The organism is Spirosoma sordidisoli, from assembly GCF_004138325.1.
In the GTDB taxonomy this organism is placed as follows: Bacteria; Bacteroidota; Bacteroidia; order Cytophagales; family Spirosomataceae; genus Spirosoma; species Spirosoma sordidisoli.
The window spans coordinates 151,642-164,192 of sequence record NZ_SBLB01000006.1; the positions used below are offsets into that span (position 1 = coordinate 151,642).

Annotated in this window: 6 protein-coding genes; all 6 read left to right on the forward strand. The window is 59.5% G+C overall.

From position 1 onward, the window contains the following. The first annotated feature begins 103 nt into the window (after positions 1-103). Entirely contained in the window at positions 104-1,153 is a 1,050-nt protein-coding gene (locus EQG79_RS21000) for an efflux RND transporter periplasmic adaptor subunit (RefSeq protein WP_077921223.1), read from the forward strand. Positions 1,154-1,206: 53 nt separating this feature from the next. Continuing rightward, positions 1,207-4,371 carry an efflux RND transporter permease subunit gene (locus tag EQG79_RS21005; RefSeq protein WP_129603739.1) on the forward strand — a complete coding sequence of 1,055 codons (3,165 nt, stop codon included), beginning with the start codon at positions 1,207-1,209 and terminating at the stop codon, positions 4,369-4,371. Positions 4,372-4,453: 82 nt separating this feature from the next. After that, positions 4,454-4,714, forward strand: a complete 261-nt coding sequence (locus tag EQG79_RS21010; protein ID WP_077921225.1) for an acyl carrier protein — start codon at positions 4,454-4,456, stop codon at positions 4,712-4,714. 94 nt (positions 4,715-4,808) lie between these two features. Further along, positions 4,809-7,136 (forward strand): GAF domain-containing protein, encoded by a 2,328-nt coding sequence (locus tag EQG79_RS21015; protein ID WP_129603742.1) that lies wholly within the window; start codon positions 4,809-4,811, stop codon positions 7,134-7,136. A 16-nt stretch (positions 7,137-7,152) separates the two neighbouring features. Continuing rightward, positions 7,153-10,803, forward strand: a complete 3,651-nt coding sequence (locus EQG79_RS21020; RefSeq protein WP_129603745.1) for a BamA/TamA family outer membrane protein — start codon at positions 7,153-7,155, stop codon at positions 10,801-10,803. A 25-nt stretch (positions 10,804-10,828) separates the two neighbouring features. Beyond that, complete coding sequence (locus EQG79_RS21025; protein WP_129603748.1) at positions 10,829-12,055, forward strand: Pycsar system effector family protein; 1,227 nt, start codon at positions 10,829-10,831, stop codon at positions 12,053-12,055. Positions 12,056-12,551 lie beyond the last annotated feature (496 nt).

The window sequence follows — 12,551 nt, forward strand, 5'->3', positions numbered from 1 at the left end:
TTTTTCAGCACTCTCTTGCTTATACCGGCCGTATGACCAGCACCGCCCGGGTGGCTGCGACTGCCCTACCATCAAATACCACAATCCAAAAACGAAACAGGTTATGAAACGCATACTAACCGTACTGGCCCTCATCTCTACGCTGGGCCTGACCGCCTGGACGCTCCTCAACAACAAAGAGGCTGTAGAAGCCAGGGTCTACAAACCCAATCCCGATCAGAAAGTAGGCGTTCGCGCAGCCACGGCCGAACTACGCAATCTGACGCAGGCCAGCGAATTTCTGGGCTCGTTTTCGCCTAACCGCACCATCGAAATCCGTCCGCAGGCGGGTGGCCAGATCGTTCAGCTCCCCATCGAGGAGGGGCAGACGATAGGCGCCGGCCGACTCATTGCCAAGCTGGACGACGAACAGATCCGGTACCAGATCGAAGCCTTGCAGGTAACCCTCGAAGGGTATCAGAACGACCTCAAACGGTATGAGACCCTGGTGAAAGGCGACGCAACGCCGGCCATTAACCTGGAACGTACTCAGCTCAGCATCCGGGCCACCCAGGCGCAGATCAAGCAACTTCAGAAGCAGCTGGCCAATACCACCGTTACGGCTCCGTTTGCCGGTATCGTGACGGAGAAAATGGCCGAGCGCGGTTCGGTTGTGTCGGTAGGTGCCCCCATTGCCAAAGTAACGGACATCTCCAGCCTGAAGCTGGTCGTCGATGTACCCGAAAAATCGATCAATCAGTTCCGGGTGGGCCAGTCGATAGCCGTCGAAACGGAGGTCTATCCCCAGGTTCGGTTTACGGGCCGGGTCTCGATGATCAGCGCCGAAGGGGATGCGGCCCATAACTACCCCGTCGAAATTACCGTACGTAACTCAGCCGCCCATCCGCTGCGGGCGGGCATGTATGGCTCCATAGCCAACACCAGCCAGCTGAAAAGCCAGACGCTGGCCATACCCCGTCAGGCTATTGTCGGGTCGGAGAAGCAGCCCCAGGTGTACGTAGTTGAAGGAGGCAAGGCGGTACTGAAGCCGGTCAAAATTGGCGCTACGACCAATGACTACTACGAAATCATCAGCGGCCTCACGGCTGGCAGCCAGGTAGTTACCAGCGGTCAGATCAACCTCCAGAACGGCACGCCGGTAGTGGTTCAATAACGTAGCGGGCACCCGCACAGCGCGCTGGCCCTTTCACTCTTCCATCTACGATCATGAATTTCGTTGAAACGATCATCAAACGCCCCTCGCTCATTATCGTGCTGTTTGCGGTACTGACCATTGGTGGCCTGTTCTCCTATAATCTGCTGAGCTACGAGTTACTGCCCGAATTTTCGGTACCCACCATTACGGTGACGACCGTTTACCCCGGCGCGGCCCCTTCGGAAGTAGAAACCGAGGTCAGCAAGAAAATTGAAGATGCCGTGTCGGGGCTCGACAACCTCGACGAAGTGACGGCCAAGTCATTCGAGAATGCGTCGGTCCTGATCGTGCAGTTCAAGCCCGGTACGGATATCGACGCAGCCATGCAGGATGCCCAGCGCGAGATCGACAAAATGGTCAGCGACCTGCCCGACGATGCCCAGCAGCCCTCGCTGTCGAAGATATCGCCCAGCGACCAGCCCATCATGCAGCTCCTAGCCACCTCGTCGCAGCCGAACGCGGTGTTTTACCAGCAGATGGAAGACCGGTACCTGCCCGTGCTGCAACAGATCAAAGGCGTTGCCGACATCGCAATGGTGGGGGGCGACAAACGGGAAATCCGCGTGAACGTCGATGACGATAAGCTCAACTATTACGGGCTATCCCTGCTGCAGGTCACCCAGGCTATCAACCAGGCCAACCTCGACTTCCCGACCGGTAAGGTAAAAAACACCGCCGAAAACATGACCCTGCGGCTGGCGGGCAAGTTCACCTCACTGGACGACGTTCGGAAGCTGGTTGTGGCCACGCATGGACCCAGCGGCAGCCCCATCCGCGTTGGCGATGTAGCCAACGTAACCGACGGACTCACCGAACCCACCAGCATCAGCCGCTACAACGGTCAGAACGGGATCGGTCTGTTCATCAAGAAACAGTCTGACGCCAACGCCGTCGAGATCAGCCGGGCCGTGCAGGAAAAACTGGCGCAGATCGAAAAAGACAACAAGGCCGACAACGTTCATTTCGCCATTGCCTACGACAGCAGCGTGTTCACCCTGGCCTCAGTAGAAGCCGTTACGCACGATCTGTTTCTGGCCATTGGCCTGGTGGCGGTGGTGATGCTGCTGTTCCTGCACAGCGTCCGGAATGCCTTTATCGTCATGGTATCGGTACCGGCTTCGCTGATTTCGGCCTTCCTGTTCATGTATGTCATGGGCTACTCGCTCAACCTGATGACCCTGCTGGCCCTGTCGCTGGTAATCGGTATCCTGGTCGATGACTCGATCGTGGTGCTGGAAAACATTCAGCGCCACCTCGAAATGGACGGTCCGACGGGTCGGAAGAACCGCTGGCAGGCCACACTCGACGGCATGAAGGAAATCGGCTTTGCGGCCGTTGCCATTACACTCGTTATTGTGGTGGTGTTCGTGCCGATTACGCTGGTCAACTCGGTCATTGCCGATCTGCTGCGGCAGTTTTCGCTGACCGTAGCCTTCGCCACGATGGTCAGTCTGCTGGCCAGCTTCACCCTGACGCCCTGGCTGACGTCGCGGCTGGCCAAACTCGAACACCTCAATCCTAAAAACCCCTTCCAGGCGTTTCTGCTCTGGTTCGAGCGGGGTCTGACCGCCCTTACGGCCTGGTATCACCGGTCGCTCGACTGGGTGCTGAGTCATAAGCTGGCCTTCACGGGCATCCTGATCGCCATGTTTGCCTTCACGGGCTGGGTGATGAGCCTGGGCATTATCGGGTCGGAGTTCGTCGCCGAAGGTGATCAGGGCAAGTTTCTGCTCACCATGAAGCTCGACAAGAGCGCATCGCTGCAACAGAATAACCTGGCCGCGCGATCGATCGAAGATTACCTGCGCAAAAAGCCCGAGGTGCAGACCATTTTTGCCAACGTAGGGGGCGCCAGCACCGGTCTCAACAGTACCGGACAGGGCGAAACCAACCGCAGTGAGCTGACGGTACAGCTGGCCCCCGCCGACGAACGGCCCGGTCAGCAGCCTACCGAAGCCTATATGATCGCCGTTCGGCAGGAGCTGGCCCAGCGGTTTCCGGCCATCGAATTCAACTCATCGGTGGTGGGTATTGTCAACTCCGGTACGGCACCCATCGAGATTTTCCTCAGTGGCGACGATGTGAACCAGAACCTGGCCGCTGCTGAAGACCTGGCCAATCGGCTCCGCCGAACCCCCGGAGCCAACGACGTCAACGTATCCGTAGAATCGGGCAACCCCGAAGTACGGGTCGACATCGACCGCGAAAAAATGGCCCGGCTGGGTCTGAACATCCAGACCGTTGGCGCCACCCTGCAGAACGCATTTGCGGGTAACGACGACTCCCGCTTCCGGGACGGTGGCGAAGATTACGACATCCGGGTGATGCTGGACGCTTTCGACCGCAAGAACCCCGACGACGTGAAGCGCATCAACTTCTACAGCCCCGCGGCCAACCGGACGGTGCGGCTGGCCGAGTTTGCCAACGTATCGCTCAGCAACGGCCCTTCGCTGCTGGAACGCAAAAACCGCCGGTCGTCCGTAACGGTAACGGCCAACACCCTCGGTACGGGATCGGGAACGCTCACGGGCGTCATTCAGGCCGACCTCGCCAAAAATCCGCTGCCCGCCGGGGTAACGATCAGCTGGGGGGGCGATGCCAAAAACCAGAGCGAAGGCTTCGGGTCGCTGGGGATCGCGATGCTGGCTGCGCTGCTGCTGGTTTATTTCATCATGGTGTTGCTCTACGATAGCTTCATCTACCCGCTGGTGGTTATGTTCTCGGTACCGGTGGCGGTAGTAGGCGCGTTGCTGGCCCTGGCGCTCACCTCGTCGGACATCGGTATTTTTGCCATGCTGGGGATGCTGATGCTGATTGGCCTGGTTATCAAAAACGCCATTCTGATCGTCGACTTCGCCAACCAGCAGAAAGCGCAGGGTGTGCCCTTCCGGCAGGCCATCCTGCACGCGGGCGAAGAGCGGCTACGGCCTATTCTGATGACGACCATCGCCATGGTTATCGGTATGATTCCCATTGCCACCGCCAGCGGAGCCGGGGCCGAATGGAAAAACTCGCTGGCCTGGGTACTGATTGGCGGACTAACCAGTTCCATGGTGCTGACCATCTTTCTGGTACCGATGGTCTACTACCTCGTTGACCGGACGCAGCAGTGGTTCAGCACCCGCTTCAGCCCCTCGAAGAAGAGCGAGCCCGTTGCCGACGTGCTGGTTTCCTGACCGTATCGACCTTGTTCGGATTATATCCGCCCGGTATAGTCCGAACTCATTCATTCTCATGTCCAAACAACCCAGCTAACTCATGACATCGCAGCAAATCGACAATCAGCTTCGTACTATCCTGACCAACACCGGCATCAGCACCACCGCCCTGACCGACCAGGCTCATTTCAGCCGCGACCTGGGCTTCGACTCGCTCGACATTACCGACTTATTACTCCAGGTAGAATCCGGTTTCAGCATACGGATTCCGGACGAAGACTGGTGGCAGCTTCAGACGCTCGGCCAGTTGAAGGATTATCTGAGAAATCAACTGACGTTTGGTGAAACGCAGCTCTTATAAAGCGTGTTAATCAGATGACCTCTTTACACGACCATCCGTTACACTGTGCTTGCCGGCCAACCGGCGGCAAGCACAGCTTTTTCCATCAACTCACATGGAAACGCTTATTGAAGAACCTATACGAAGGGAGCAGTCGCTCCGGTACCAGCTGTCATTCCGTCCGTTTCTCCGCTACCTGAACGCCCAGCGTCAGGCGGCCGGTTCAGGCAGTATGGCCCGGCTGTACACCTACCTCATCGAGCAGTTTGAGCCGGTAGCCACCCTGACGAGTCAGTCGCTCGACGCGCTGCCGGCCGATACGCTCAGCAACTACTTTCAGCTGGCTACCACGGCGGTTCTGCCGCTGGCCGACTCCAGCCAGTCTGTTCCGTACGCCTTTGGGCTTCCGATGCCCCTGCGGCTTTTTCATCATTCGCCCGCGCTGGAACGGCTGATCAGCCAGTTTCCTCAGCTGCTGGTTACCCCGCCCGTTCATGACGACCCGGCCAGCAAACAGCGGTTTCTGTACCGGCTTATCCTTGAGAAATGTTACGACGTATCGATGCCGTACAGTCCCGGCCTGTCGTTCCGGTTTCAGCAGGAAGTAAGCGGCCTGACAAAATATTACCAGCTGGACGTCAACGTATCGTTCGTTGAGCCGTATGCTACCGGTGAGCTGCCCCCTCTTCAGCCCGCCTGGATCGAGTTTGCCCGGGGTAGTGCGCCCCTGCCCGCCCAGGTCGAGCCGCTGCCGCTGGAGGAGTTTACCTTCGAAGGCTTTTCTTTTTTTCGGGTCGAAGACGTAACCGAGTCCGAGTCCATTCAGCAACTGCGCGACGTTTTTGTACACCTTACCTCAGCTACCGAACCCGAATCCTACACCCATTTCGAGACGGCCCTGCGCAACCTTTGCGGTCAGCCCGGCCTCGAAATCGGGTTGTTGCCGCTGCCTAAAGTGAACGGACAGCCGGTCGTTCTGCCCGATAATCACGAGCGGAGCGTTTTTCTGCGATTCTCGGGCCTCCGCATGGACGACTGCGATGAACTCATGACCCAAACGATGGTCAGCGAGCTGAGCTGCAACCCCTGTCCGCACCTGGTCACCGACCTGAGTGCACTCCCCCAACCGGCTTATCAGCTACTGGCCAGCAAAGGGTTCCGCAGCTTTCTGCTCTACCCGATCGTGGTTGGCGGAGAGATGCTGGGGGTTCTGGAGATGGGAAGCCGGCAACCCAACGCCTTCGACGAGACCATGCTGGGCCATATCGAGCGGGTGCTGCCGCTGATTCAGGAACTCATCCGCTACCAGCTCCAGCAGTTTCAGGATAGGCTGGAGACGTATATCCGGACCAAGTTTACCTCGCTGCAACCGGCCGTTGAGTGGAAGTTCTACGAAACCGCCTGGGCCGAGATAAGCCAGCCCACCACCGACCCGGCCCATACGAGTCCGTTGCCGATCCGTTTTCCGCAGGTTTACCCGTTCTATGGGGCCGTCGACATCCGAAATTCGTCTGCCGAGCGGCAGAAAGCCATTCGCCAGGACCTGCTGAATCAGCTGAGCCTGATCGAAGAGATTTTATACCAGGTTCGGCAACCGGCCGTCGGCGATCGCCACAACAAACTGATGCTGAGCAGCTACCAATGGCAGACTCACCTCACCAACGGACTTACGCCCGACCAGGAGCAAAGCATTACCCTGTTTTTTCAGGACGAAGTGGCGCCGTATTTACAGCGGCTGCAAACCGAACAGCCGGCCCTGACGGCAGCCATCAACCAGTATTTTGCGCAGATCGACCCCAAAACCGGGTTCGTGAATCAGGCGCTGTCGGCCTATGAACAAACCATGGATCGGCTGAACAACGTCGTCAACAACTACATCAACCAGGAAGAAAAAGAGCTACAGGCGCTGTTTCCCCACTACTTCGAGCGGTATCGCACCGACGGCACCGAGTATAGCATCTACGCCGGCCAGTCGATTGCGCCCGGCACCAGCTTCCCCGAAACGGTTCGGCAGCAGCTCTACCAGTGGCAACTGAAGTCGATGGTCGATATGGCCCGGCTTACCCATCAGCTGCGTCCCGAACTTCCGTTGCCGCTACAAACCACCCAGCTGATTCTGGCGCATACCCAGGCCGTAGACATCAGCTTCCGGCGCGACGAACGCCGGTTCGACGTAGAAGGCTCCTACAGCATCCGGTACGAGGTGCTGAAAAAACGCATCGACAAGGTAAACATCCGCAACACGAACGAGCGGCTCACCCAGCCCGACACCATCGCGCTGGTATACACCTACTCCGACGAGATCGCTGAATACCTGCCGTTTATTGCCGAACTCCAGCGGCAGGGCAAGCTGAAGCCGGGCCTCGACTACGTTGATCTGGAACCGGTACAGGGTGTCGCTACCCTGAAAGCCCTCCGGGTAGCCATCCAGTATCCTGACTGACCGTCACCCCACCGGCATGAAATCACTACACAACATAGCCTGCGGGCTGGCCGTACTGATTGGTCTGGTCGGCGGCTACCCACGGGCACTGGCCCAGACGGCCCCGCCCGACTCGGTTCGGCACCGGATTATTCTGATTGGCGATGCCGGTCGGCTTCGGCAGCAGCGCAACCCGGTTGTCGACGCCGTAACGGCCCGCTACGACCTCAACAACGCCCGCACCACCCTGCTGTACCTGGGCGATAACGTGTACCCGCGCGGACTACCCGACGAAGGCAGCCCCGACTACAGCGCCCAGACCGAGGTGTTGCGGTACCAGGCTCAGCCCGGCAAACAGAGCCGCATCCTGTTCATACCCGGCAATCACGACTGGGGCAAAGGCAAACCCGACGGCTGGGAACGGATCCGGCAGCAGGGCCGCTGGATCGACAGCCTGAAAGCGCCCAACATCCGCCTGCTGCCCGCCGACGGTTGTCCGGGTCCGGAAGAAATACACCTCAGCGATCGGCTGTTGCTGGTCATCCTCGATACGCAATGGTGGCTCCACCCCTATGACAAGCCCGGCACCGATTCCGACTGCGCCTGCAAAACCCAGGACGAGGTGCTGGTCCGGCTCCGCGATATTGCGTACCGCAACCAGGGAAAAGGGCTTATTCTGGCTACGCACCACCCGTTTCGGAGTTACGGTATCCACGGCGGCTACTATACGGCCCGGCAGCACCTTTTCCCGCTGACCGATTTTGCGCCCCGGCTATACGTACCCCTGCCCGGCATAGGGTCGCTGTATCCGCTGGTGCGGGGGGTGTTCGGCAACATTCAGGACCTGCCCAACCCGACCTACCGGGAGATGGTCCGCGCCATCGAAACCACGCTGGCCCAGGTGCCGAATGTCGTGTTTGTGTCGGGTCATGACCACTCCATCCAGCACATTGTCGATAACAACCGGTCGTATATTGTCAGCGGATCGGGTATTAACCGGGAGCGGGTGAAGTCCGGAAAACTGGCTCGCTTCGTCAGCCCGGACTGGGGCTACGTGGTGCTCGATGAGCTGACCAGTGGCAGCCTCAACGCCACCTTTCATACCGTCGACGAAGCCGCCACGGCTACCCAGGTCCATGCGGCTGCGATCTTCGGCCGGCTTCCGGCTATTGATTCAACCCGGACGGGGTCGGCTCGTTCCACCCGCTGGCCCGACAGCGTTACCGTAGCCATAGCCCCGGCCTACGACAGCGTAGGTGGCGTTCACCGGCTGCTGCTGGGCAACAACTACCGCCAGACCTGGGCCACCCCGGTTACCTTTCCGGTCTTTGACCTGACCCATACCCTGGGCGGCTTCACCATACTCCAGCGGGGGGGCGGTATGCAGACCAAATCGCTGCGGCTGGCGAATGTCGATGGACGCGAGTGGGTATTGCGGAGTATTCAGAAAGACCCGACCGGTGCCCTGCCGGTGGCCCTGCGCCAGACCATTGCGAAAGACGTGTTACAGGATGAAATATCGGCCGGGTTTCCGTTTGCGCCACTGGCCGTCGCTTCCCTGGCCGAAGCCGCCGGGGTTCCCCACGCAACACCCCGCCTGGTTTACGTACCCGACGACCCCGCCCTGGGCATCTACCAGGCCGATTTCGGGCAGTCGGTAGCCCTGCTGGAAGAGCGTAATCCGGTCGACGGCAAGTCGGTCAGCACCGCCAAAGTCCTCGAAGCGCTGGCCGACGATAACGACAACCGCGTAGACCAGCGGGCCGTACTCCGGGCCCGGATGCTCGATCTGCTGATCGGCGACTGGGACCGGCACGAAGACCAGTGGCGGTGGGGCTCTCGCAAAACCACCGGCGGCAAAATATACTACCCCATTCCCCGCGACCGCGACCAGGCTTTTTTCAGGGCTGGCGGTCTGCTACCCTCGGTGGCGGCCCTGCCGTGGCTACAGCCCAAATTTCAGGGATTTGCCACGAAGCTGGGCAACGTAAACGGGCTGATGATGAACGCCCGCTACTTCGACCGGCTGTTCCTGCAGGAACTTTCCACGCGGGACTGGATAAACGAGATTACGGATCTGCAAACCACGCTGACCGACAGTGTGCTCCGCCAGGCCATCGGCCAGCTCCCCGAAGCGGTTCGGCAGCAGTCGGGCGATCGGCTGTTCGAGACGCTGCGGGCCCGTCGCGGCTGGCTGCTGCGCGAGGGGCTGACCTACTACCGGTTTCTGGCCAAAACCGTCGACATACCCGGTTCCGATAAAGCCGAGCTGTTTCGCGTCGACCATCGGGACGACGACCATGTAGCGGTTTCGGTGTATAAGATCGGCAAAGACGGGGCCGATGCCCGGCGGCTGTACTACCGCGTTTTCGACACGTCGGTTACGCGCGAGATCCGGCTGTACGGACAGAAAGGCAACGACCGCTTCGAGGTCGGCGGAACGCAGAACGCTAACGTAACCATCCGGCTCATCGGCGGCAAGGGCAACGACGTCTTCACCGTTACGGGTACACCCGGCAAACCATTCATCTACGACCGGACAACCGAAGCCAATACCCTGCCGGAGCCCGGCCTGGCCCGGCTGCGGCCCGGCACCGACAAAGCCGTTAACCAATTTGATCCGCACGCATTCACCTACGACCGGCTGGCCCCGCTGCTGTCGGCAGGCTATAACCTGGATGACGGCCTGCTGCTCGGCGCGGGGGTGCAATGGAAAACCCACGGGTTCCGGAAAGCCCCGTTTGCGACCGACAACCGGCTCCTGATCAGCCGGGCGCTCGCCACCGACGCCGTATCGCTCCGGTACAGCGGCACCTTCACCGACGTAATCGGCCGAAACGACCTCGTCGTCAGCGCCGTGGCGAAAGCGCCTACCAACGTCTCCAACTTCTTCGGCCCCGGCAACGAGTCGGCCTACGACCAGACCCGCCGGATCAGGTACTACCGCACCCGTTATAACCTCATCACGGCGTCGGCCCAGCTCAGGCACACGCTGGGTACGCACGCCAGTATATCGGCGGGGCCCGTATTTCAGTATTTCAGCCTCGACCTGGCCGACAACCGGGGGCGGTTTATCGAGCGCTATCTGGCCGATCAGGGAACGGCAGTTTTTTTACAGCGGGAAAGTTATGGCGGTATACAGGCTGGTATAACCCTCGACACCCGCACCGATCCGGCGCAGCCGATCGGGGGCGTTTACTGGCACACCACCCTGCTGGGGCTACAGGGTTTCGGGCAGCAGGCCAATCACCTTACGCAGCTTCAGTCGGCTTTTCATCTGTATACGCGCCTGGACCCGGCCGGGCGGCTGGTGCTGGCCCACCGGATCGGGGGCGGCCTGACGTACGGCAACCCGGCCTTCTACCAACTGCTGTACCTCGGCGGGCAGGATAACCTGCGGGGTTTCCGAAACTTCCGTTTTGCGGGTAACCACATGCTTTACCACAGCCTTGAAGCCCGGCTCAGGCTATTCAGCTTTCAGTCGTTCCTGTTTCCGGGTCAGGTCGGGCTTACGGCTTTTCACGACATCGGGCGGGTATGGTTCACCGGCGAGTCGTCGCACCGCTGGCATAACGGCTACGGGGGCGGGCTGTACGTGACCCCGGCCAGTCTGCTGGTCATAACGGCGCAGGCCGGTTTGTCGACCGAGGGGGTGTTGCCGTACGTTTCTATGGGTTTCCGATTCTAATCTTTACGTCCAATCCCGCTGCCCTATGCAGGCCATTAACCTTCACCACCTAAAAAACTACGTGCACCGCTTCTTTCAGGAGCACCCCCGCCCCGAACTGGTCTACCATAATCTGGAGCATACCAAAGAGGTGGTCAACGCCGTCGATGAACCGGCACAGCATGCCAGCCTTAGCGAGTCCGATTACCTGGCCGTGATGGCCGCGGCCTGGTTCCACGATCTGGGCTACCTGACAGGCCCACCCGAGCAGCACGAAACCGCCAGCGCCGACCTGGCCGCGGCCTACCTGCGGGAAGCCGGGGCCGACGCCGACCTTATCGACCGGGTGCAGCGCTGTATTCTGGCAACCCAAATGCCGCAATCGCCCCAAACGCTGCCCGAAGAAATCCTGTGCGACGCCGATCTGTACCACCTGGGCTCCGACGCCTATAAAGACCGGCAGAAACGGCTTAGGAAAGAGCTGGAGCAACTGAGCGGGCAGTCGATTTCGGGCAGCGACTGGCGGCAGCAGAACATAGCCCTGCTCGAACAGCATCGGTATTTTACCCCGTATGCACAGCGGCACCTGCAAAAAGGACAGGCCGAGAACCTGGAACGGATGCGCGACAAACAGGCCGAAAAGGCAGCCGTCGCCCCGGCCAGTGCGGTTACGGAAGCCCAGCCGCAGCCAGCCGCTCCGGCCAGTGAACCCGAAAAAGGTCGAAAAAAAGACAAGGAGAATCGCCCGGACCGCGGGATAGAAACCATGTTCCGGACCACCTCGACCAATCACCTGCGGCTGAGCGAAATTGCCGATAGCAAGGCCAACATCATGATCTCCGTCAACTCGATTATGGTGTCGGTACTGGTATCGGTACTGCCCCGCCGAATCGAAGAAAACCCGAGTCTGATGGTGCCCACGGCGCTGTTCCTGACCACCTCTATCCTGACGATCATCTTCGCTATTCTGGCCACCCGACCCAACGTCACCCAGGGCACTTTCTCCCACGAAGACATTCAGCAGCGAAAGGGGAACCTCCTTTTTTTTGGCAACTTCCACCAGATGAGCCTGGGCGAATACGAGTGGGGCATCAGTGAGCTGATGCGCGACAGCACCTATCTCTACAGCTCCATGACGCGCGATATATATTACCTGGGCAGGGTCCTGGGCAAGAAATACAAATTGCTACGGGTGGCCTACAACATCTTTATGTTTGGCTTTGTGGTATCGGTGCTGGCCTTCCTCGGCGTCTTTTTCTACTCCGGCAAATAACGACACCCCACCATCAATCGCCCCAACCCAGCCAGCCTCTACCTGTCGGCGTCTGTAAGCAGTACAAAAGCCCTCAGAGGTTGTTGGGGGAAGTCAGTTGAGAAGGTAAAGCCGTGATGAGACCCGATTTTATACCCCCCCAGCCCCCTAAAGGGGGAGAGAGCCCCGCCGTTTTTTCTCCCCCTTTAGAGCTTGTTTGGGGAAGGAATTTATGTGAATTCCTCTAGCCCGAATGGCTACCGTTTCACCCCCCAGCCCCCTAAAGGGGGAGATAGGCCCGCCGAATGGGCTCCCCCTTTAGGGGGCTGGGGGGGTGAAAAGTCCAGCCCATTCGAGCGGACTAACGTCAGCAAGTATCTTCCCCAAACAATCCCGTCAGGGGGTGATATGTCCATAGCCTCCCCGCAGCCAACGTGATCCATCTCCGGCGGGAGTGACATGTAAAAAGCCCCATGCTCTGCACGGGGCCTGTTTATTGTCGATCACTGACGGGCCG

Excerpts from the sequence above, each read along its gene's own strand:
- EQG79_RS21000 (WP_077921223.1), top strand. The coding sequence starts at position 104 with ATGAAACGCATACTAACCGTACTGGCCCTCATCTCTACGCTGGGCCTG.
- EQG79_RS21005 (WP_129603739.1), top strand. The coding sequence starts at position 1,207 with ATGAATTTCGTTGAAACGATCATCAAACGCCCCTCGCTCATTATCGTG.
- EQG79_RS21010 (WP_077921225.1), top strand. The coding sequence starts at position 4,454 with ATGACATCGCAGCAAATCGACAATCAGCTTCGTACTATCCTGACCAAC.
- EQG79_RS21015 (WP_129603742.1), top strand. The coding sequence starts at position 4,809 with ATGGAAACGCTTATTGAAGAACCTATACGAAGGGAGCAGTCGCTCCGG.
- EQG79_RS21020 (WP_129603745.1), top strand. The coding sequence starts at position 7,153 with ATGAAATCACTACACAACATAGCCTGCGGGCTGGCCGTACTGATTGGT.
- EQG79_RS21025 (WP_129603748.1), top strand. The coding sequence starts at position 10,829 with ATGCAGGCCATTAACCTTCACCACCTAAAAAACTACGTGCACCGCTTC.